This is a genomic window from Cupriavidus necator, assembly GCF_016127575.1.
GTDB classification, from domain to species: Bacteria; Pseudomonadota; Gammaproteobacteria; order Burkholderiales; family Burkholderiaceae; genus Cupriavidus; species Cupriavidus necator_D.
In genome coordinates this window covers 2,233,638-2,253,216 of sequence record NZ_CP066019.1, presented here as the reverse complement: position 1 = coordinate 2,253,216, position 19,579 = coordinate 2,233,638, and the positions used below count along the sequence as shown (strand labels likewise).

Below are 19,579 nucleotides of genomic sequence, written 5' to 3'. Positions count from 1 at the left end.
GCCCGGAAAACCGGTATGATTCGGCCCGGACAATCCGTTCCATAGCCGATTCAGGAGTGTGTTTTGCAGCAGGATCAATTGGAAGCCGCCGTCGCCTACAAGACCTGGGTGTGCGTGATCTGCGGCTGGGTCTACGACGAAGAACAGGGCTGGCCGGAAGACGGCATCGCCCCCGGCACGCGCTGGGAAGACATCCCCGAGGACTGGCGCTGCCCGGAATGCGACGTCGGCAAGGCCGAATTCGCCATGATCGAGCTGTAACGCCGCACGCACTTTCCTGTCCGGCCGACCCATGCGGGCTCAGCCCCGGGCTTGCGCCAGCATGGCGGCAAGCAGCACATTGGCGCCCGCCTCGAGATGCTCGGGCCTGGCGTCCTCGATCTCGTTATGGCTGATGCCGTCCTTGCACGGCACGAAGATCATTGCCGCCGGCGCTACCCTGGCCAGGTAGACCGCGTCGTGGCCAGCGCCGGTGACGATGTCGCAATGCGTGTAGCCACGCGCCGCGGCCGCGTGCCGGACATGGGCCACAAGCTCGGGCGCGAAGGGCGTCGGCTCGAAGCGCTGGATCGCTTCGACTTCCACCGCCAGCGCGGCACCTGTAGTGCTGCCGCTGGCCAGCGCCGCGCACGCTGCGCGCAGCCTTGCTTCCATCCGGTCGAGCTGGCCGCCATCGAGATGGCGAAGGTCGACGCTGAACTGTACCCGCCCCGGAATGACGTTGCGTGAAGACGGGTGGACATTGACCACCCCGACCGTCCCCCGGCCATCGGGGGCAAAGTCGTCCGCGATCTTCGCCACTTCCTGGAACAGGAACGAAGCGCCATGCAGGGCGTCCCGGCGCAGCGGCATGGGGGTGGGGCCGGCATGCGCCTCCATGCCCGTCACCGTGACGTCATACCAGCGCAGGCCAAGCGACCCCGTCACCACGCCGATGACCTTGTCCTCGGCCTCGAGGATCGGGCCTTGCTCGATATGCGCCTCGAAGTACGCGCCAACCTTGTGGCCGACCGGCGCGGTGCCCGCATAGTCGATCGCCGCGAGTTCGCCGGCAACGGACTTGCCGGCGTTGTCGGTTGCCGTCAAAGCGGTGGCTTCGGGGAAAACGCCGGCGAACACGCCCGATCCCATCATCACCGGCACGAAGCGCGCGCCTTCCTCATTGGTCCAGATCGCCAGTTCCAGCGGCGCCTCGGTGGTCACGCCGTGCTGGTTGAGCGTGCGCATGACTTCCAGCCCGGCCATCACGCCATAGCATCCGTCGAACTTGCCGCCGGTGGGCTGGGTGTCGATATGGCTGCCGGTCATGACCGGGGCAAGCGCGTCGTTGCGGCCCGCCCGGCGCCCGAAGATATTGCCCACGCGGTCGATGCGCACCGCCAGGCCGGCGTCGCGCATCCAGCCGGTGACGAGGTCGCGCGCCTGCCCGTCCAGCGCGGTCAGGGCCAGACGCGCATTGCCGCCCCTGGGCGTGGCGCCGATCCGCGCCAGGTCCATCAGCGCTTGCGACAGGCGTTCGCCATTGATCGTGATTGCGTTCATACGCCCGTCCCTGACTGTTGGATGCCGCCGAAGAAGGCCGTTGCATTGGCGGCGAGCGAATCGAGGTGGTAGCCGCCTTCCTGCACGACCAGCGTGGGCAGGCCCAGTGCGGCAACGGCGCGGCCGAGGCGGCCGAAGCCTGCGGTGGACACGTCCACCAGCGACTGCGGATCCTCGCGGTAGATGTCGAAGCCGAGCGACAGCACCAGCGCGTCTGCCTGGAAGCGTTCGATGGCGCCGCGTGCGGTGTCCAGCTTGTCGAAGAAGACGGACTCGGGCGAACGGTGCGGCATCGGCAGGTTGAGGTTGTGGCCGGTGCCGGCGCCGCGGCCGTGCTCATCGTCGAAGCCCGCGACCACCGGATAGAAGTTGGTCGGGTCGCCGTGGATCGACACGTAGAGCACATCGGCCCGGTCGTAGAAGATCTCCTGGATGCCCTGGCCGTGGTGCATGTCGGTATCGAGGATGGCCACGCGGCCAAGGCGCGCGCGCAGGGCCTGGGCGGCGATCGCGGCATTGTTCAGGTAGCAGAAGCCGCCCGCCGCGTCGCGCCGGGCATGATGGCCAGGCGGCCGGCACAAGGCGTAGGCGCGGCGCGCGCCGTCCAGCAGCGCCCGGGCCCCGGCCACCGCGCTCTGCGCCGACCAGTAGGCCGAGCGCCAGGTGTTCAGGCCCACCGGGCAGCTGCCATCGGCGAGATAGCGCGCGGCCTGCGCCAGCACGCCGCGCAGGGCGTTGGGCTCGCGCACGAAGATATTGGACATGACCTCGTCGCCCCAGTCCTCCGGCAGCTCGCGCCAGCTGGCATGGGCGTCCTGCAGGAACTGCAGGTAAGGCTGGTCGTGCACCGCGGCAAGCGGCGCGAGGCCGTGGTCGGCGGGGGCGTGGAGCGCGAAGCCAAGCGCCTCTGCCGCCTGGACCAGCCGCTGCGCCCGCGCAGGCAGCTCCTGCGGCGAGCGCATCCTGCCGCGCGAGTAGTAGCTCTGCGGATGGTGCAGCAATTGCTCGGGATGGAAAAACGTCAGCATGGGGTTTGCAATGTCCGTGGAAAGGCGTCAGGCCTGCGCGGCTTGCGCGGCCGGTTGTGGTTGCTGGCGCTGGCGTGCATCGATGCTGGCGATGCACAGCAGCGACACGCCGGCCAGCAAGGTGTAGAACACCGCCAGCGGCCACCATTGGCCCTGGAAGCGCTGCGCGAGGACGGTCCCCACCAGCGGTGTCAGCCCGCCCGCCACCGCGCCGCAGACCTGGTAGGACAACGAGATCGCCGAGTAGCGCACGCGCGTTTCGAAGACACCGCTGACAAAGCCCGCGATCACCGAATAGAAGCTCGCCATGCACACCACCGCCAGCGCGATGCCGAGCACGATGGCCGGCGCCTGGCGCGTCTGCACCAGCAGGAACATCGGATAGGGTGAAGCCATCGCCAGCAGCGCGGCCAGCTTGAGGAAGCGCGCGCCGCCAAGCTTCTCTGCCAGCCAGGCGGCCAGCGGCTGCGCCAGGAACTGGATGATGGCGACGGCGAACAGGCAGTCGAGGATCAGCGTCCTGGGCAGCGACAGGTATTGCGTGGTGTAGGCAATCATGAAGGTGTTGGTGAAGTACACCCCCGCAATGCCGATGGTATTGGCGCCGATGCACAGCAGCACCGGCACGCGGGCCGTGCGCCAGACCTCGGCAAGCGGCAGCCTGGCGGTCTTGCGCTGCGCCTGCACCTGCGCGAACTCGGGCGATTCATTCACGCCCAGCCGGATCGCCACGCCCACCAGCAGCAGCGCCGCGCTGGCCAGGAATGGCAGGCGCCAGCCCCAGTCCATGAACACCTCGTGCTCCATCGACGTGACCGCGCGGAAAGCCAGCAGCGACAGGATCAGGCCGGCCGGGCTGCCGAGCTGCGCGAACGAGGCGAAGAAGGTGCGGCGGCCCTTGGGGGCATGCTCGCCCGCCATCAGCACCGCGCCGCCCCATTCGCCGCCCACGGCGATGCCCTGCACCACGCGCAGCAGGACCAGCAGCACCGGCGCGATCGCGCCCGCAGTGGCGTAGGTCGGCAGCAGGCCGATGCCGATGGTGGCCACGCCCATCATCATGAGCGTGATCATCAGCGCCTGCTTGCGGCCGATGCGGTCGCCCCAGTGGCCGAACACGATGCCGCCGAGCGGACGGGCAAAGAAGCCGACCGCGAAGGTGCCGAATGACGCCAGCGTGCTCAGGAAGGGATCGCCGCCGGGAAAGAACAACGGGCCGAACACCAGCGCGGCGGCGGTGGCGTAGATGTAGAAGTCGTACCACTCGATCATGGTGCCGACAAAGGCGGCGGTGGCGGCGCGCACGGGCTGGCGCGTGCCGGAAGGGGACACTTGCATGGACTGGCTCCTCACTATGTTTGTGCCGCTGCATCAGGGGCAGCTGTGGGAGGAGTTATCGCGCGTTGACAAATATCAGTCAAATTTCTAATATTTATTTTTCATATAACTTCAATTTATACGTTGCGTGATGGAGCGTTCTGCCCTGGACCGGGCCCTGCTGACCGACCGGCTCGACTGGAACCTGCTGCGCACCTTCCTGACCATCGTCCACGAGCGCAGCCTGAGCCGCGCCGCGGTGCGGCTGCATATCACCCAGCCGGCGGTGAGCCTGGCCTTGCGCCGGCTCGAAGAGCATCTGGGACACACGCTGATCGAGCGGCGCGGCAGCAATTTCCGCCTGACCCGGGCCGGCGAAGAAGTGCTGCGCATCGCCACCGACGTCTATGGCAGCGTGGCGCGGCTGGGGGCTGAACTGGCGGAGCAGCAGGACGAAGTCAGCGGCCTGCTGCGGCTGCTGACCGTGAGCCGTATCCATTCAGGCGTCTATGACGAATGCCTGGCCGCGTTCCATCGGCAGCATCCGCGCGTCACGCTGCAGGTGGACGTGATGCGCAGCACCGAGATTGCGGACGCGCTCGCGCAGAAGGCTGGCGGCGTGGGCCTGAGCCTGTACCGGCAGCCGGGCCGGCAGTCGGGCGACGGGCTTGAGCACATGCTGTTCCTGCGCCAGCGCTATGCCATCTTCTGCGGGCGCCATCACCGGCTGTTCGGGCGCACCGGGCTGGCCATTGCCGACCTGCTGGCCGAGCACTTCGTCTCGTTCAGCAGCGACCAGCTTGGCGACGTGCTGGCGCCATTGGCCGTATTCCGCGACCAGCACGGCTTTTCCGGCCAGATCGTCGCGACCTCGCCCAGCCTCGATGAAATCCGGCGGCTGGTGTTCGCGGGCTATGGCATTGGCTGCCTGCCCGAACATATCGTTGCCGACGATGTCGCCCAGCAACGGCTGTGGCGCCTGCCGCCCGAAGAGGGCGTGGCCGATATCGACATGTACCTGCTGTGGAATCCGGAGCGGCGCCAGACGCCGGCCGAGGCCGCGTTCATCGAGCACTTCCGCCACTACGTGGCGCGCTATTCGCTGATGGAGCGGCTGGGGGAGTCAGTGAACGCGCCGCTGGCGGCGTTGCGCGCGCCGACGGCATGATGGACTACTGCCCGGTTCGCGTACCGGGCAATGGTGCAGAAGAACGCTTGTTGGGGCCTAGCCGTGCCGTCGCAGCGTATGCCGGCACAGCCCGGCGCGTTGCCGTTGTGCAGCGCAACGCCGGTAGCGCATCCGGTACGGATGGCTGCAGCGCCAGATGGCCCGCAAGACGGTAATGAACAGCAGCGCCGCCATGACGGCAGCAAGCAGGCCGATCGACATAACGGCCCTCCTCCCCAAAAACCGTCTGTCCGACCTCTGGGGTCAGATCAGCAGCGGTAATGCCTCTAGCACCAACACGGCAACCAGTGCGCCGATCAGGGCGCCCATGGTCCGGCAACTGATGCGCAGGTACTTGGCAGTCACCGGGATCGAACCCATGGCGATCACGCCTACCAGCGCCATCGGAATCAGGAATACAAGATCATGCGCGGTGAAGTGCATGGCGGTCTCCTGTCTCTCTTTTGTGATTCCAGTATAGGCAGTGTGTGCCCGATGCATGGCTGCGTGCATCGGGATTGTCCCGAACCCGGGAGATGCGGATGCCACCCAGGTACCGATGCGCGCACTTAGGACGGTTCAGGCGTTGCGCTGCGTACGCATGCCCCACGTTTTTCGCCATGCGAACCCCCGAAGCGGGAAACACGTGTCCTATGCTGATCAGAGACGCGGGGCCCCGTTCCCATTCAAGTCCAATGCCCCGCGGACCGAGAGAGACGGAGGTGGCTATGGAACTTCACATGCAATCGCACCACTACGTGCGGCGGCAGCCGGACTGGACCGCGGCAGCGGTCTCGGGGCTGGCGGCCGGGGCGTTGCTGCTGGTGCTGGAGCTGTTCTGGTCGTCGATGGTGTCGGGCGTGAACCCGTGGATCGCCACGCGCATGATCGCCGGGATCCTGATGGGCCAGGACGTGCTGCAGAGCGCAACGTTTACCGTCGGCACGGTGGCCGCGGCGCTGGTGATCCATTTCGTGCTGGGCGCCGTGCTGGGCATGATCCTGGCGGCCATCATCGCGCCATTCACGCTGGATTCGAGCCTGGGCATGGCAATGCTGGCGGGCGCCGTGTTTGGCATGGTAGTGTACTTCTTCAATTTCTATGTGATGACGTTGGCCTTCCACTGGTTTGTCGAGGTGCGCGGGTGGCATACCTTCATCGGGCATCTGATCTTCGGGATGGCCGCGGCGGCATGCTACTGGAAGCTGGAGAGCAAGGACGTATCGCACTGACAGCGCTTCGGGGCAGGGCGCGGCGAGCGCCGGCTCATGGCGGTTGCGTTGCGCGCGCCAGCCTTTGGGCGGGTACGCGCGCAAGACCTGCGGCGGCCGGAACCAGGGGTTCCCGCCGCCGCTTTTTCTCGCGCTGCGCGCTTGTGCAGTGCGACACCAATGCATTGGCATGTCGCCTTGCAGTGACCTGACGGCATGCACTAGTCTTATGTCTACCTGCGTGACTTGCGCATCCCTCGCCGCGCGCGAGGAGGAGGGTGGATATGGCGTTGGCCATCGCACTCGTAGTCATGGTCGTCGGTTCGGTGCTCTTCCATTTCATGAGCCCGTGGTGGGCGACCCCGCTGGCGTCCAACTGGCAGCAGATGGACGACACGCTGACCATTACCCTGGTCATCACCGGCATTTTCTTCATCGGCATCAACCTGTTTGTCGGCTACATCGTCTGGCGCTTCCGGCATGAGGCACCGCATCCCAATGGCGGCACCGGCCACCGCGCGTCCTACCACCCGGAGAACAGCAAGCTCGAACTGTGGCTGATCGGCGGCACCACGCTGGGCGTGGTGCTGCTGCTGGCGCCGGGCCTGTTCGTCTACGCCGACTACGTGCGCCCGCCGCGCGAAGCGATGGTGATGGAAGTGGTGGGGCAGCAGTGGTCCTGGGCCTTCCGCTTTCCCGGCAAGAGCGGCCAGCTGGGTGCTTCCGATGCGCGCTTTGTCACCGGTGCGAATCCGCTCGGGCTGGACCCCGACGATCCGCGTGGCCTGGACAATATCGTGATCGTCGGACCGGAGGTGCACCTGCCGCTGAACAAGCCGGTCAAAGTGCTGTTGCGCTCCAAGGACGTGCTGCATGACTTCTACGTGCCGCCGTTCCGCGCGCGCATGAACATGGTGCCGGGCATGGTGACGTCGTTCTGGTTCACGCCGACGCAGGCGGGGCGCTTCGATATCCTGTGCGCGCAGCTGTGCGGCGTGGGGCACTACAACATGCGCGGCACGGTGGTGGTGGAAGAACCGGCTGCGTACGAGGCATGGCTGGCCAGGCAGCAGACCTTTGCCATGACGCTGGCGAAGGCCGCGGCACCGCCGGCGGCAATGGCCGCTGCCGCACCCGGCGCCGCGGGCGACGCCGGCACCGTCGAGAAGGGACGCGCGCTGGCGCAGAGCAAGGGCTGCGTCGGCTGCCACAGCATCGACGGCAATCCGGGCGTGGGGCCGACCTGGAAGGGCCTGTACGGCAAGACCGAGACCTTTGTCGACGGCAGCAGCGCCAAGGTGGACGATGCCTTCCTGCACAAGGAGATCACCGACCCCAATGCGCGGCTGGTCAAGGGCTTCGGCCCGGTGATGCCGAAGTTGCCGATGAGCGAGGATGAGGTCGCGGCACTGACCGCCTATATCAAGTCGGCCGGCAGCGGCGCGGCGGAAGCCGGCACGGTGGCGCCGGTGGCGCCCGCGGACGTGCCCGCCGGCCCGGCTGCCGTGACCAGCGCCGCCACCACGGCAACCGCTGGCTCTGGGGCGCCCGCTGCCACGCCCGGGGCCGCGTCCGGCACCTATACGACTTCGACGGCCGTGGCCGTGCCGCCCTCGGCGGCACCCGCGCCCGCCAGGAAGTGAGGAGACCCGCATGGCTTACGCCGACGATGCCGCCCATCACGCGCCGCAGAGCTTCTGGACCCGCTATGTCTGGAGCCAGGACCACAAGGTGATCGCCGTGCAGTACACCATCGTGGCGATCGTGGTGGGCCTGGTGGGCGTGGCGCTGTCCAACCTGATGCGCATGCAGCTTGGCTTCCCGGGGCGCTTCGAGTTCATCGACGCCAACCGCTACTACCAGTTCGTCACCATGCACGGCATGATCATGGTGATCTACCTGCTGACGGCGCTGTTCCTGGGCGGCTTCGGCAACTACCTGATCCCGCTGATGGTGGGGGCGCGCGACATGGTGTTCCCCTTCCTCAACATGCTCAGCTTCTGGGTCTACCTGCTGTCGGTGATCGTGCTGCTGGCCAGCTTCTTCGTGCCCGGAGGGCCCACCGGCGCGGGCTGGACGCTATACCCGCCGCAGGCCATCCTGCCCGGCACCCCAGGCCATGACTGGGGCATCATCCTGATGCTGGTGTCGCTGGCGATCTTTATCGTCGCGGCCACCATGGGCGGCCTCAACTACGTCACCACCGTGCTGCAGGCGCGCACGGAAGGAATGACGCTGCTGCGCATGCCGCTGTCGGTATGGGGCATCTTCATGGCCACCATCCTGGCGCTGCTGGCGTTCCCGGCGCTGTTCGTGTCGGCGGTGATGATGCTGCTGGACAAGACCCTCGGCACCAGCTTCTTCATGCCGGCGATGGTGTCGATGGGGCAGCAGCTGCAGTACAAGGGCGGCAGCCCCCTGCTGTTCCAGCACCTGTTCTGGTTCTTCGGCCACCCCGAGGTGTATATCGTCGCGCTGCCGGCCTTCGGCATCGTCTCGGACCTGGTCAGCGTGCATTCGCGCAAGAGCATCTTCGGCTACCGCACCATGGTGTGGGCAATCCTGGCGATCGGGGTGCTATCGGTGGTGGTGTGGGCCCACCACATGTTCGTCAGCGGCATGAACCCGTACTTCGGCTTCTTCTTTGCCACCACCACGCTGATCATCGCCATCCCCACCGCGATCAAGGTCTACAACTGGGTCATCACGCTATGGCGCGGCGATATCCATTTCACCGTGCCGATGCTGTTCGCGATCGCCTTCATCAGCACCTTCGTCATCGGCGGCCTGACCGGGCTGTTCCTGGGCAATGTCAGCGTGGATATCCCGCTGTCCAACACCTACTTCGTGGTGGCGCACTTCCATATGGTGATGGGCGTGTCGCCGATCCTGGTGGTGTTCGGCGGCCTCTACCACTGGTACCCGAAGGTCACTGGCCGGATGCTGGACGACAGCATGGGCCGGATCCATTTCTGGGTCACCTTCGTCGGCACCTACGCCATCTTCTTCCCGATGCACTACCTGGGCGTGCTGGGCATGCCGCGCCGCTACTACGCCTACGAGAACTACGCCTTTATCCCGGAGTCGGCGCATGTGATGAACATGTACATCTCGGTGGCCGCCTTCATCGTCGCCACGGCGCAGCTGCTCTTTGTCTTCAACCTGGTGTGGAGCCTGTGGCATGGCCGCAAGGCCGACGCCAACCCGTGGCGCGCGGCCTCGCTGGAATGGCAGACGCCGCAGACGCCGCCCGCGCACGGCAACTGGGGGCCGCACCTGCCGGTGGTGTACCGCTGGGCCTATGCCTACAGCGTGCCGGGCGCGCGCGAGGACTTTATCGCGCAGAACGCGCCGCCGGAAGAGGGCGGGGCCGAGCCTGAACCGCATGCCAGCCGCGGAGCCGTCGCATGAACGCCGAAGCCCTGTACAAGGTCAGCCGCGACGATTTCGGCGGCAGCCCGTCCGACGAGAATGCCGCCAACCACCGGCCGCAAGGGCGCGCCCCCGCGAGCATCGGCCTGTGGGTGTTCATGGGCGTGGTGACCTCGCTGTTTGCGCTGTTCCTGACCGCCTATGCGCTGCGCATGGACAGCCCGGACTGGCACCGCATCGGGCTGCCCTGGCAGGTGTGGCTGTCCACCGCGCTGCTGGGCGCCGGCAGCGTGGCGATGGCGGTGTCGTCGCGCGCCGCGGGCCGGGGCGAGATGGCCGTGGCCAGGCAGGCGCTGCGCCTGGGCGGTCTGGGCGCGGCCGGCTTCGTCGCCTCGCAGCTGTGGGCCTGGCAGGCACTGGGCGCGATGCAGGTGATGCCTGCCGGCAACCCGGCCGGCAGCTTCTTCTACCTGCTGACCGCGATGCACGGCCTGCACGTGCTGGGCGGCCTGGCCGGCTGGGGCTTTGCCATGTCGTCGCGCGGCAGCGGCGAGGCCGCGGTGCTGCGCATGCGGCTGTGCGCGCGCTACTGGCATTTCCTGCTGGCGGTATGGGTGGTGCTGCTGGCGGCGCTGGGGTGGCTTACGCCCGAACTGGTGCGCTATATCTGCGGCACGGCCTAGCGGCGGCGGCAGCAAGGAGGACCGGCATGTCAACGCAACTGTCTTCACCATCGAGCCCACCCGGCGTGGCGCCCGCGCCCCCGGTGGGCGGCGTGCGCGGCCTGCTGGCCGACTGGTCGTCGGACCAGCAGGCCTTCAAGGTGTCGTGGGGCAAGGCCATGATGTGGATCTTCCTGCTGTCCGACACCTTCGTCTTCAGCTGCTTCCTGACCGGCTACATGACCGTGCGCATGTCGACCACGGTGCCGTGGCCCAACCCCAGCGAGGTGTTCGCGCTGCACGTGGGTGGCGCCGACATTCCGTTGCTGCTGATCGCCATCATGACCTTCGTGCTGATCACCAGCAGCGGCACCATGGCGATGGCGGTCAACTTTGCCTACCGGCGCGCGCGCCGCGAGTGCGCGCTGCTGATGTTCGTCACCGCGCTGTTCGGCGTCATGTTCGTCGGCATGCAGGCCTTCGAATGGACCAAGCTGATCGTGGACGAGGGCGTGCGCCCGTGGACCAACCCGATGGGGGCGGCGCAGTTCGGCTCGACCTTCTTCATGATCACGGGCTTCCACGGGCTGCATGTGTCGTGCGGCGTGGTGTACCTGCTGATCGTGGCCACGCGCGTGCTGCGCGGACGCTACGAGGCCACCGGCAACTACCAGATCGTGGAGATCGCGGGCCTGTACTGGCACTTCGTCGACCTGGTCTGGGTGTTTATCTTTGCGTTGTTCTATCTCTGGTGACGGCCATGGCATCGAATCCGGCAACTCCCGCAACCCCGGTGACGCCAGCGCATGGCTCCGGCAACGATGCCGGGCATGCCGCGCACTCCGGCCAGCAGCATCCTATCGGGCTGTACCTGAAGATCTGGCTGCTGCTGTTCGTTCTGTCGACGCTGTCGTACCTGGTCGACTATTTCCATGTCACCGGCTACCTGCGCTGGACGCTGATCCTGGTGTTCATGGGGCTGAAGGCGGGGCTGATCGTGGCAGTGTTCATGCACATGGCATGGGAGCGCATGGCGCTGATCTGCGCCATCCTGGTACCGCCGCTGTGCCTGCTGGTGCTGGTCTGGCTGATGGCGGAAGAAGCGAATCATACGTTCCTGACGCGCGGTATCTTCTTCCGCTGACGGGGAGGCGCCGCCGGCCCCGGGGAGGGAGCCGGCGGCAAGCCGCCTTGCACCGCGCCCGGGCGCTCAGGCCTGGGTGATGAACTTGGTTACCAGGTAGCCATCGAAGGTCTCCTGGCCGCCTTCGCTGCCGATGCCCGAATCCTTGATGCCCCCGAACGGGGTCTCGGCCAGCGCCATGCCGAAGTGGTTGATGTTGACCATGCCGGCTTCCAGGCCGTTGGATACTTCGGTCGCGGTCTTCAGCGAGTTGGTGAACACATACGAGGCCAGGCCAAAGGGCAGGCTGTTGGCGCGGCGCAGCACCTCGGCCGTGTCCTTGAAGCGCGTCACGGGCGCCACCGGGCCGAACGGCTCGTCGGTCATCAGACGCGAGTCGTCGGGCAGGTCGGTGACCACGGTGGGCGCGAAGAAATAGCCCTTGTCCCCCAGGCGCGAGCCGCCTGCCACCACCTTGCCGCCACGCTGGCTGGCATCGTCCAGGAACTGCTCCATTGACAGCACGCGGCGCTCATGCGCCAGCGGCCCCATCTGGGTGCCGTCCTCCAGGCCGTTGCCGACCTTGATCGAGCCGATCACCTCGGTAAAGCGCGCCAGGAAGCGGTCATAGGCTTTCTCCTGGACATAGAAGCGCGTCGGCGACACGCATACCTGGCCGGCATTGCGCAGCTTGAAGCGCGCCAGCATCTCGGCGGCGGGGTCGATGTCGGCGTCGTCGAACACCAGCACCGGCGAATGGCCGCCCAGCTCCATGGTCACGCGCTTCATATGCGCGCCGGCCAGCGCCGCCAGCTGCTTGCCCACCGGCACCGAGCCGGTGAATGAAATCTTGCGCACGATCGGCGATTCGATCAGGTAGGTCGAGACCTCGCTGGGCACGCCCCAGACGATGTTGAGCACGCCCGGGGGCAGGCCCGCATCATGGAACAGCTGCGCCAGCGCCACCACCGCGCTGGGCGAGTCTTCCGGCCCCTTCAGGATCAGCGTGCAGCCCGCGCCCAGCGCCGACACGATCTTGCGGATGGCCTGGTTGAACGGGAAGTTCCACGGCGTGAAGGCGGCGCACACGCCGATCGGCTCGCGCACCACGATCTGGCGCACATTGGGCTGGCGCGGCGGGATCACGCGGCCGTAGATGCGGCGGCATTCCTCGGCATGCCAGTCGGCGTGCTCGGCGCAGACCATCACTTCGCCGACGGCTTCGGCCAGCGGCTTGCCCTGGTCCAGCGTGATATTGCGGCCGATCTCCTTGGCGCGCTCGCGGGTGAGCTCGCCCACGCGGCGCAGGATCCTGGCGCGCTCCAGCGGCGAGGTCTTCTTCCAGGTTTCAAAGGCGCGCTGCGCGGCGGCCAGCGCGCGGTCCAGGTCGGCGCGGCTGGCGTGCGGCAGCTTGCCCAGCACTTCCTGCGTGGCCGGGTTGATGACATCCTGCTCGCGCCGGTCGCCTCCCTTGATGAATTCTCCGTCGATATAGAGGGCGAGATCCTGGTACATGTGTGTTCTCCTGGTGGGCGGTGAAACCGCAAGCTTAACCCGGCGGCCGCGTTCATGCAGCGCGCCGGGTGTGTTCCCAGGAGGAATGTGCGGGAATGTCCCCGCGGCCGGTTCAGCCGATGTCAGGCGGCATCGCGCGTGCGCGCCACCGGCACGACTTCAGCCCCGGTGCGGGTGGCTTCCACCACCAGGATCACGAGCAGCGTGATCAGCGTCAGGCCGAACACCGCATAGCCGATGCTGTCGCCCTCGATGGCGAACAGGCTGGGCGCGTAGGTCGGGCTGGTGCAGATCATGGTGCCCGCAGACATGCCGGTGTAGTGCATGCCGCAGACGGCGACGCCCATGACCACTGCAGCTGCCAGCTGCTTGCCGCGGGTCTTCACCGTGGTGGCCAGCCACAGCGCCACCACCGACACCACCACGGCGATCACCACCGACAGCCCGATGATGGCCAGGTCCCAGTCGAAGCGGGTGTTGGAGCGGATCGCGGCCATGCCGGTGTAGTGCATCGCCACCACGCCCAGCCCGGTCAGCACGCCGCCCTTGATCACGTTGTCGGTACGGCTGCCGCGCGGGCGCGAGGCGATCGCCAGTCCGGCGCCGGCCAGCACCATCACGACCACCAGCGAAGCCAGCGTCATGAACAGTCCGAACTCGCGGTGCGTCGGGGTCTGGTAGGCCACCATGCCGATGAAATGCATCGACCAGACCGCGCCGCCGCCCAGCGCCACGCTGGCGCACAACAGCCGGTCCACGTCCAGGCGGCCGTCGGGCATGCGCACGCGCCGCGACCAGCGCAGGCCCACGTAGGCGCCGCAGACAGAGATCAGGAACGACAGGCCCACCATCGGCCAGTCATAGGCAAACGGCACCAGGGCGCCGGAAACAGGCTGGAAACCGACAAACATGACCCCACCTCCTCGTTTTGACTGCGACTGAAGGGCGCACGCGCATGCCGGGCATTGCTTCCGGCAGCCGGCCTAGGACGCGGTGGTCCCGTGCCGAGTATGCAGGGGGCCGCAACCGGAGGGGAATAACTCATTCAGGTAAAAAGCACGGCGCCGTGCCGGCCGTGTGTCCTTGTAGCTGCCTCCGGGCAGGAATAGACTGGCCGGATTTCCCCATGCGCGACGCCTCATGAAGCCAGACGCCAGACTGACCACCGGCCCGATCGGCCGCACCCTGCTGCTGTTCTCGCTGCCGGTGCTCGGCAGCAACATCCTGCAGTCGCTGAACGCCTCGATCAATTCGGTCTGGGTCGGCCGCTTCCTGGGCGAGGCCGCGCTGACGGCAACCTCCAACGCCAACATCATTCTGTTCTTCCTGCTGGGCGTGGTGTTCGGTATCAGCATGGCCAACACCATCATGATCGGACAGGCCGTGGGCGCGCGCGACCTGGACGAGGCGCGTCGCGTGGTCGGCACCAGCACCACCTTCTTTGTCGGGCTGTCGGTGCTGGCCTCGGCGCTGGGCTATTTCTATACGCCGGCCATCCTCGCGGCGATGCACACGCCGGAAGACGCCGCGCCGCTGGCGGTGAGCTACCTGCGCATCATCTTCCTGGCGCTGCCATTCATGTACTTCTACAACTTCGTGATGATGACGCTGCGCGGCGCGGGCGATTCGCGCACGCCGTTCTGGTTCATGCTGTTGTCGGTGGTGCTGGACGTGGCGCTCAACCCGGTGCTGATCTTCGGTATGGGCCCGGTCCCGCCGCTGGGTATCGCGGGCTCGGCGCTGGCCACGCTGATGGCACAACTGGCGAGCCTGGCGGCGATGATGGTGCTGCTGTACCGGCGCCACCATTTCCTGCTGCTGCACCGTGGCCAGCTTGCACTGCTGCGGCCTGATCCGGCAATCCTGCGGGCACTGGTGGTCAAGGGCTTGCCGATGGGCCTGCAGATGGTGGTGATCTCGTCGTCGGCGATCGTGATGATGGCGCTGGTCAATGCCTATGGCTCGCAGACCACCGCCGCCTACGGCGTGGCCTCGCAGCTGTGGACCTATGTGCAGATGCCCGCGCTGGCGGTAGGCGCGAGCGTGTCATCGATGGTGGCGCAGAACGTCGGCGCCGGACTGTGGCAGCGGGTGTCGCGCATCACGCGCGTGGGGCTGCTGATCAATGTGGTGATGACCGGTGCGCTGGTCGCGCTGATCTATCTGTTCAACCGGCATCCGCTGGGGCTGTTCCTGGGCACTGACGGCGTCGCCATCGGCATCGCGCAGCATATCAACGTGGTGGTGCTGTGGTCGTTCATCCTGTTTGGCTTCACCATCGTCATCTTCGGCACGGTGCGCGCCACCGGCGCGGTGATGGCGCCGCTGGTGATCCTGTTCCTGTCGATGTGGGTGATCCGGCTGCCGTTCGCGTGGTTGCTGGGACCGCGCATCGGCGCCGAGGCGATCTGGTGGAGCTTTCCGCTGGGCTCGGTGGTGTCGCTGGTGCTGGCGGCCGGCTACTACCGCTTCGGCAACTGGCGCCGCAGCCATATCCTGCCCACCGTGCCGCACCCGGCGCAAGCCGTGGGGCAGGCGCCCGATACCAGCATGGGAACGCCCTGCGAAGACGCGGGCGAGGTCGTCGAGGAGACCGCCTCTGCAACGCCCGAGCCCGCAGTCGTGCGCTGAGCTGCAGCGGCCCGCGATCGTGCCGCCGGCTTTGAAAGCCATTCGAAAGATCGGTGTGTCATCGTGTCATCGCTGGCACTCCCTCCCAGCGCACGCGTCGCCTGCCTGGCCAGAGCAGGCGCGCATCCTTCCGGCCGCGCCTTGCCTTGATGCAAGTGCGCGTGCCGTCTTGTTCGCCTGACATTCCCGTCGACTTTTCTTCCGGATTCTTCACCAAGAGATACATCACGTTGTGATGTATTTTTTTCGTAAATAGGCTGGATTTGCCCTTGTTTCCAAGGGGTATCGGTGAATACCCCTAAACCAAGACAAATGAAAGGCACCTGAAAGATCACGTCTCTAAGGTTCGGGTCAACCGTCGGGGAGCATGCGCGCCGCATGCCTTGCCGCTCGAGCCAGTGCGTCCCCGGCATGGCATTTCGTGAACTTTGAGGAGAATCGTTTTGCGCATACGCAGCCAAAAGGACTTTGCCTCCGGCCTGATGTTCGTTCTGGTCGGTCTGGGCTTTTCCTGGGTCGCTCGCGGCTATTCCATGGGAACGGCCGCGAAGATGGGACCCGGATATTTTCCATTCCTGCTGGGACTGGTGCTGGCAGTGCTGGGGGCGGTGGTGCTGCTGTCCTCGCTGTCGCCCAAGGGCGAGGAAGACCATCTGGCGCGCTGGGACCTGAAGACGCTGCTGTGGATCCTCGGTTCGGTGGTGCTGTTCGGCCTGCTGCTCAAGCCGCTGGGCATGGTGCTGTCGGTGTTCGTGCTGGTGATGGTGTCGTCGATGGCCAGCCATGAATTCAGCTGGAAGGGCGCGCTGCTCAACGCCGTGGTGCTGGTGCTGATCAGCCTTGGCGCATTCGTCTACGGCATCAACCTGCAGATGCCGGTGTGGCCGGCCTTTATCACCGGTTAAGGAGCGCCGACCATGGAATTGTTTGATCACCTTGCGCTGGGCTTTTCCACGGCCCTGTCGCTGCAGAACCTGGCCTACGCCTTCCTGGGCTGCGTGCTGGGTACCCTGATCGGCGTGCTGCCGGGCCTGGGGCCGCTGGCCACCATCGCCATGCTGCTGCCGATCACCTACACGCTGCCGCCGGTGGCCGCGCTGATCATGCTGGCCGGCATCTACTACGGCGCCCAGTACGGCGGTTCGACCACCGCCATCCTGGTCAACCTGCCTGGCGAATCGTCATCGGTGGTGACCACCATCGACGGCTACCAGATGGCAAGGCGAGGACGAGCGGGGGTGGCGCTGGCCACCGCCGGCCTGGGCTCGTTCTTTGCCGGCTGCGTGGCCACCCTGATCCTGGCAGCCTTTGCCACGCCGCTGTCTGAACTGGCGTTCAAGTTCGGCCCTGCCGAATACTTCTCGCTGATGGTGCTGGGCCTGATCGGCGCCGTGGTGCTGGCCTCGGGGTCGCTGCCCAAGGCGATCTCGATGATCGTGCTGGGGCTGTTGCTGGGCCTGATCGGCACCGACGTGAACTCGGGCGCGGCGCGCTTCTCATTCGATGTGCCGGAACTGACCGATGGCATCGACTTCGTGGCGCTGGCCATGGGCATGTTCGGCTTTGCCGAGATCATCGCCAACCTGGAGCAGAAGGAAGCGCGCGAGACCTTCACCAACCGCGTGACCAACCTGTTCCCGACCAGGGAAGACTTCAGGCGCATGATCCCGGCTGTGCTGCGCGGCACCGCGCTGGGCTCCGCGCTTGGCATCCTGCCCGGTGGTGGCGCGGCGCTGGCCTCGTTCGCGGCGTACTCGCTGGAGAAGAAGACCTCCAAGTACGCACATGAATTCGGCAAGGGCGCGATCGAAGGCGTGGCAGGTCCGGAGTCTGCCAACAACGCCGCGGCACAAACCTCGTTCATCCCGCTGCTGACGCTGGGCATTCCGCCCAACGCGGTGATGGCGCTGATGGTGGGTGCGATGACCATCCACAACATCCAGCCCGGCCCGCAGGTGATGACCAGCAACCCGGCGCTGTTCTGGGGCCTGATCGCCTCGATGTGGATCGGCAACCTGATGCTGATCATCCTGAACCTGCCGATGATCGGCATCTGGGTGAAGCTGCTGACCGTGCCGTACCGCTTCCTGTACCCGGCGATCCTGGTGTTCTGCGGCATTGGCGTGTACTCAGTCAACAACCAGACCTTCGACGTGTTCATGGCCGCCGGCTTTGGCATCATCGGCTACCTGTTCCTGAAGCTGCGCTGCGAACCCGCTCCGCTGCTGCTGGGCTTCGTGCTGGGGCCGATGATGGAAGAGAACTTCCGCCGCACGCTGCTGCTGTCGCGTGGTGACTTCACCGTGTTCGTGACCCGGCCGCTGTCGGTCGGACTGCTGATCGCAGCCGCTGCCCTGGTTGCAGTAGTGGCGCTGCCGTCGATCAAGGCCAAGCGCGAAGAAGCGTTCCAGGAAGAATAGCGCCACGCGCGCTCCCCGGAAGGGCGCCGGCCTGTTTGATGCCGGCCGGCGCACGCAACGCAAGCAAACGGGGTGCCTTCGCGCACCCCGTTTGCTTTCGCGGGCCGATCGCGTATCCGCCCGCCATCAAGACCAGAGAGCGCCCGACTGCGGCAGCAGTCATGGGCTGCGCATGATGATCAGGATTCCCGCACCATCGGGTGCGCCGACAGCGCCCATGAAACCGCCCATCTTTGACCGGCTTTTCTCACGCATCCATGTGCTCAAGCTTGTGCAGTCGAGCCCGTCCACGGTCCTGAGCCTGGTCGACCGGCTGCGCGAGCGCGGCATCGACAAGAATATCCGCTCGTTGCGGCCGATCCTGCGCAGCCTGATGATGGCGCGGGCCATTACTGCCGAGCTGGTTGAAGGCTGTGGCCGCGTCTATTGCATCACCGAGCAGGGGCGGGCGGAGCTGGAGGCTTATATGTCGCACCTGGCGGTGCTGAAGGCGGAGCTGGAGCCGGGGGCAGAAGAGTAGGGGCAGTCAGCTGCCACCCGTCAGACAAAAAAGGCCGGCCCATCGGACCGGCCTTCTGCATGCTGCCCGCCTGCCGCAGGCAGCTGCAAGCACGCTGTTACTGCGTTACGAGTTCAAGACCAGCTTGCGACTCATCATCGCCGCGTGCCACCAGCACCTTGATCTTGTTCGGCGTCAGGCCGGCAATGCCATCCACCGGGATCGTGGTGATCAGCCAGTCAGCGTTGTTGGCCAGGGTCAGTGCGCCGGAATCGAAGATCACGGTCTTGGTCCCCGCGGTGGTGATGCGCAGGCGGTAGGTGGTGTTGCCATCCACGTCGATCGAGTCGGTGCCCGAGGCTGGCACAGCCTGCTTGTAGCCCACGTTGGCGAAGGTCGGGCCCACCGAGTTCAGGTCGATGGCCGGCAAGGTCAGGTAGATGTCAATGTTCTGCGCATTGAACGAGGCGTTCAGGCTGCGCACGCGTGCCTTGTGCGACAGCAGGCCCTTCTCGAACGGATCGTCGATCGTCAGCGTTTCAGCGGAGCTCGCACCCGGCAGCGCGACCACGGTGTATTTGTGGCCGGTGGCGGCGGTCAGGGTGGCGCGGCCCAGTTCCGTCTGCGTGCCAGCCGTGTTGAAGGAGATCAGCTGGTTGCCGGTTTCGACATTGAAGTAGGTCGAGACGAACTTGTAAGGCTTGTTCACGAAGCTGGTCAGGGTGCCGTTCTGCAGCACGTCGACGTTCGGGCCGCCGGTGATGGCGTGGATCACGCGGATCGTCGGCTTGCTCAGCCCGATGCGGTCGTCGATGCCGTCATCACCGCCGCCGCAGGCAGTCAGGACTGCAGTGGCAGCTAACGCGAGGCCGATAAACAGGGTCTTGGATCGGAACATGGGTCACCTCTTGCTGTTGGAGGAGTCAGAGACGATCTGGCCCATGCCCGCGCGGGGGCGCGCCGGTCGCGTGGCCAGTTGGCTGTCTGTTGTTGCAGGCGCAGCGATTGCACCTGTCGTGATGCAACGATAGGTATCAACCCAGGGGCGAGACAGGCGCGGGGCTCCGAATCGCATGTCGGACAATTCCGAC

At 66.3% G+C, this 19,579-nt stretch carries 20 protein-coding genes; 12 read left to right on the top strand and 8 right to left on the bottom strand.

Annotation, left to right across the window (positions count from 1 at the left end; genetic code table 11):
- Nucleotides 1-78 precede the first annotated feature (78 nt).
- Nucleotides 79-261, top strand: coding sequence for a rubredoxin (locus I6H87_RS29210; RefSeq protein WP_010811065.1), 183 nt, complete (start codon nucleotides 79-81; stop codon nucleotides 259-261).
- A gap of 39 nt (nucleotides 262-300) precedes the next feature.
- Here the strand turns inward: I6H87_RS29210 and I6H87_RS29205 are convergent, their stop codons facing one another.
- From I6H87_RS29205 to I6H87_RS29195, 3 genes are read right to left on the bottom strand one after another with little or no spacing between them, the layout of a single operon-like run.
- Nucleotides 301-1,542: a Zn-dependent hydrolase gene (locus tag I6H87_RS29205; protein ID WP_011617623.1), complete on the bottom strand. Its 1,242-nt coding sequence runs from the start codon at nucleotides 1,540-1,542 to the stop codon at nucleotides 301-303.
- Complete coding sequence (locus tag I6H87_RS29200) at nucleotides 1,539-2,570, bottom strand: histone deacetylase family protein (protein WP_010811067.1); 1,032 nt, start codon at nucleotides 2,568-2,570, stop codon at nucleotides 1,539-1,541. The genes I6H87_RS29205 and I6H87_RS29200 overlap by 4 nt, the downstream gene beginning before the upstream one ends.
- 27 nt (nucleotides 2,571-2,597) lie before the next feature.
- A complete protein-coding gene (locus I6H87_RS29195; RefSeq protein WP_010811068.1) occupies nucleotides 2,598-3,908 on the bottom strand; it encodes an MFS transporter in 1,311 nt (436 codons plus the stop codon).
- A gap of 130 nt (nucleotides 3,909-4,038) precedes the next feature.
- Between I6H87_RS29195 and I6H87_RS29190 the strand changes: the two genes are divergently transcribed.
- Nucleotides 4,039-5,055, top strand: coding sequence for a LysR family transcriptional regulator (locus tag I6H87_RS29190; RefSeq protein ID WP_010811069.1), 1,017 nt, complete (start codon nucleotides 4,039-4,041; stop codon nucleotides 5,053-5,055).
- 57 nt (nucleotides 5,056-5,112) lie between these two features.
- Here the strand turns inward: I6H87_RS29190 and I6H87_RS29185 are convergent, their stop codons facing one another.
- Both I6H87_RS29185 and I6H87_RS29180 read right to left on the bottom strand, forming a co-directional pair.
- A complete protein-coding gene (locus tag I6H87_RS29185; RefSeq protein ID WP_010811070.1) occupies nucleotides 5,113-5,277 on the bottom strand; it encodes a hypothetical protein in 165 nt (54 codons plus the stop codon).
- Between the two features lie 42 nt (nucleotides 5,278-5,319).
- A complete protein-coding gene (locus tag I6H87_RS29180) occupies nucleotides 5,320-5,499 on the bottom strand; it encodes a hypothetical protein (RefSeq protein WP_010811071.1) in 180 nt (59 codons plus the stop codon).
- Between the two features lie 284 nt (nucleotides 5,500-5,783).
- Between I6H87_RS29180 and I6H87_RS29175 the strand changes: the two genes are divergently transcribed.
- The 6 genes from I6H87_RS29175 to I6H87_RS29150 all read left to right on the top strand — a co-directional run bounded on the left by I6H87_RS29175 (nucleotide 5,784) and on the right by I6H87_RS29150 (nucleotide 11,444).
- The gene (locus tag I6H87_RS29175) at nucleotides 5,784-6,287 is read left to right on the top strand and encodes a membrane protein (RefSeq protein ID WP_011617622.1); all 504 of its coding nucleotides are present in this window, start codon (nucleotides 5,784-5,786) and stop codon (nucleotides 6,285-6,287) included.
- Between the two features lie 263 nt (nucleotides 6,288-6,550).
- Nucleotides 6,551-7,909 carry a cytochrome c oxidase subunit II gene (locus I6H87_RS29170; protein ID WP_011617621.1) on the top strand — a complete coding sequence of 453 codons (1,359 nt, stop codon included), beginning with the start codon at nucleotides 6,551-6,553 and terminating at the stop codon, nucleotides 7,907-7,909.
- Between the two features lie 10 nt (nucleotides 7,910-7,919).
- On the top strand, nucleotides 7,920-9,677 hold the full coding sequence (gene ctaD / locus I6H87_RS29165) for a cytochrome c oxidase subunit I (RefSeq protein ID WP_010811074.1): 1,758 nt from the start codon (nucleotides 7,920-7,922) through the stop codon (nucleotides 9,675-9,677).
- Nucleotides 9,674-10,321, top strand: a complete 648-nt coding sequence (locus I6H87_RS29160; RefSeq protein WP_011617620.1) for a cytochrome c oxidase subunit 3 family protein — start codon at nucleotides 9,674-9,676, stop codon at nucleotides 10,319-10,321. Before ctaD ends, I6H87_RS29160 begins: the two co-directional genes overlap by 4 nt.
- A gap of 26 nt (nucleotides 10,322-10,347) precedes the next feature.
- Nucleotides 10,348-11,055, top strand: a complete 708-nt coding sequence (locus tag I6H87_RS29155) for a heme-copper oxidase subunit III family protein (protein ID WP_011617619.1) — start codon at nucleotides 10,348-10,350, stop codon at nucleotides 11,053-11,055.
- Nucleotides 11,056-11,060: 5 nt separating this feature from the next.
- Nucleotides 11,061-11,444, top strand: a complete 384-nt coding sequence (locus I6H87_RS29150; protein ID WP_010811077.1) for a cytochrome C oxidase subunit IV family protein — start codon at nucleotides 11,061-11,063, stop codon at nucleotides 11,442-11,444.
- A 66-nt stretch (nucleotides 11,445-11,510) separates the two neighbouring features.
- Here the strand turns inward: I6H87_RS29150 and I6H87_RS29145 are convergent, their stop codons facing one another.
- Together I6H87_RS29145 and I6H87_RS29140 are read right to left on the bottom strand one after the other, a co-directional pair.
- Nucleotides 11,511-12,938 carry an NAD-dependent succinate-semialdehyde dehydrogenase gene (locus I6H87_RS29145; protein ID WP_011617618.1) on the bottom strand — a complete coding sequence of 476 codons (1,428 nt, stop codon included), beginning with the start codon at nucleotides 12,936-12,938 and terminating at the stop codon, nucleotides 11,511-11,513.
- Between the two features lie 122 nt (nucleotides 12,939-13,060).
- Nucleotides 13,061-13,849 carry an MHYT domain-containing protein gene (locus I6H87_RS29140; protein WP_011617617.1) on the bottom strand — a complete coding sequence of 263 codons (789 nt, stop codon included), beginning with the start codon at nucleotides 13,847-13,849 and terminating at the stop codon, nucleotides 13,061-13,063.
- Between the two features lie 229 nt (nucleotides 13,850-14,078).
- Between I6H87_RS29140 and I6H87_RS29135 the strand changes: the two genes are divergently transcribed.
- From I6H87_RS29135 to I6H87_RS29120, 4 genes are all read left to right on the top strand, one after another.
- Entirely contained in the window at nucleotides 14,079-15,569 is a 1,491-nt protein-coding gene (locus I6H87_RS29135) for an MATE family efflux transporter (RefSeq protein WP_011617616.1), read from the top strand.
- A 443-nt stretch (nucleotides 15,570-16,012) separates the two neighbouring features.
- A complete protein-coding gene (locus I6H87_RS29130; protein WP_010811081.1) occupies nucleotides 16,013-16,474 on the top strand; it encodes a tripartite tricarboxylate transporter TctB family protein in 462 nt (153 codons plus the stop codon).
- A 12-nt stretch (nucleotides 16,475-16,486) separates the two neighbouring features.
- A complete protein-coding gene (locus tag I6H87_RS29125; protein ID WP_010811082.1) occupies nucleotides 16,487-17,989 on the top strand; it encodes a tripartite tricarboxylate transporter permease in 1,503 nt (500 codons plus the stop codon).
- 217 nt (nucleotides 17,990-18,206) lie between these two features.
- Nucleotides 18,207-18,509 carry a helix-turn-helix transcriptional regulator gene (locus tag I6H87_RS29120; protein WP_010811083.1) on the top strand — a complete coding sequence of 101 codons (303 nt, stop codon included), beginning with the start codon at nucleotides 18,207-18,209 and terminating at the stop codon, nucleotides 18,507-18,509.
- 97 nt (nucleotides 18,510-18,606) lie between these two features.
- On the opposite strand, the gene I6H87_RS29115 is transcribed toward I6H87_RS29120, so the two are convergent.
- Nucleotides 18,607-19,386, bottom strand: coding sequence for a DUF4397 domain-containing protein (locus I6H87_RS29115; protein ID WP_010811084.1), 780 nt, complete (start codon nucleotides 19,384-19,386; stop codon nucleotides 18,607-18,609).
- Nucleotides 19,387-19,579: the final 193 nt, after the last annotated feature.

Excerpts from the sequence above, each read along its gene's own strand:
- I6H87_RS29140 (WP_011617617.1), bottom strand. The coding sequence starts at position 13,849 with ATGTTTGTCGGTTTCCAGCCTGTTTCCGGCGCCCTGGTGCCGTTTGCC.
- I6H87_RS29175 (WP_011617622.1), top strand. The coding sequence starts at position 5,784 with ATGGAACTTCACATGCAATCGCACCACTACGTGCGGCGGCAGCCGGAC.
- I6H87_RS29185 (WP_010811070.1), bottom strand. The coding sequence starts at position 5,277 with ATGTCGATCGGCCTGCTTGCTGCCGTCATGGCGGCGCTGCTGTTCATT.
- I6H87_RS29170 (WP_011617621.1), top strand. The coding sequence starts at position 6,551 with ATGGCGTTGGCCATCGCACTCGTAGTCATGGTCGTCGGTTCGGTGCTC.
- I6H87_RS29145 (WP_011617618.1), bottom strand. The coding sequence starts at position 12,938 with ATGTACCAGGATCTCGCCCTCTATATCGACGGAGAATTCATCAAGGGA.
- I6H87_RS29125 (WP_010811082.1), top strand. The coding sequence starts at position 16,487 with ATGGAATTGTTTGATCACCTTGCGCTGGGCTTTTCCACGGCCCTGTCG.
- I6H87_RS29115 (WP_010811084.1), bottom strand. The coding sequence starts at position 19,386 with ATGTTCCGATCCAAGACCCTGTTTATCGGCCTCGCGTTAGCTGCCACT.
- I6H87_RS29160 (WP_011617620.1), top strand. The coding sequence starts at position 9,674 with ATGAACGCCGAAGCCCTGTACAAGGTCAGCCGCGACGATTTCGGCGGC.
- I6H87_RS29150 (WP_010811077.1), top strand. The coding sequence starts at position 11,061 with ATGGCATCGAATCCGGCAACTCCCGCAACCCCGGTGACGCCAGCGCAT.
- I6H87_RS29155 (WP_011617619.1), top strand. The coding sequence starts at position 10,348 with ATGTCAACGCAACTGTCTTCACCATCGAGCCCACCCGGCGTGGCGCCC.
- ctaD (WP_010811074.1), top strand. The coding sequence starts at position 7,920 with ATGGCTTACGCCGACGATGCCGCCCATCACGCGCCGCAGAGCTTCTGG.
- I6H87_RS29135 (WP_011617616.1), top strand. The coding sequence starts at position 14,079 with ATGAAGCCAGACGCCAGACTGACCACCGGCCCGATCGGCCGCACCCTG.
- I6H87_RS29195 (WP_010811068.1), bottom strand. The coding sequence starts at position 3,908 with ATGCAAGTGTCCCCTTCCGGCACGCGCCAGCCCGTGCGCGCCGCCACC.
- I6H87_RS29120 (WP_010811083.1), top strand. The coding sequence starts at position 18,207 with ATGAAACCGCCCATCTTTGACCGGCTTTTCTCACGCATCCATGTGCTC.
- I6H87_RS29205 (WP_011617623.1), bottom strand. The coding sequence starts at position 1,542 with ATGAACGCAATCACGATCAATGGCGAACGCCTGTCGCAAGCGCTGATG.
- I6H87_RS29190 (WP_010811069.1), top strand. The coding sequence starts at position 4,039 with ATGGAGCGTTCTGCCCTGGACCGGGCCCTGCTGACCGACCGGCTCGAC.
- I6H87_RS29200 (WP_010811067.1), bottom strand. The coding sequence starts at position 2,570 with ATGCTGACGTTTTTCCATCCCGAGCAATTGCTGCACCATCCGCAGAGC.
- I6H87_RS29180 (WP_010811071.1), bottom strand. The coding sequence starts at position 5,499 with ATGCACTTCACCGCGCATGATCTTGTATTCCTGATTCCGATGGCGCTG.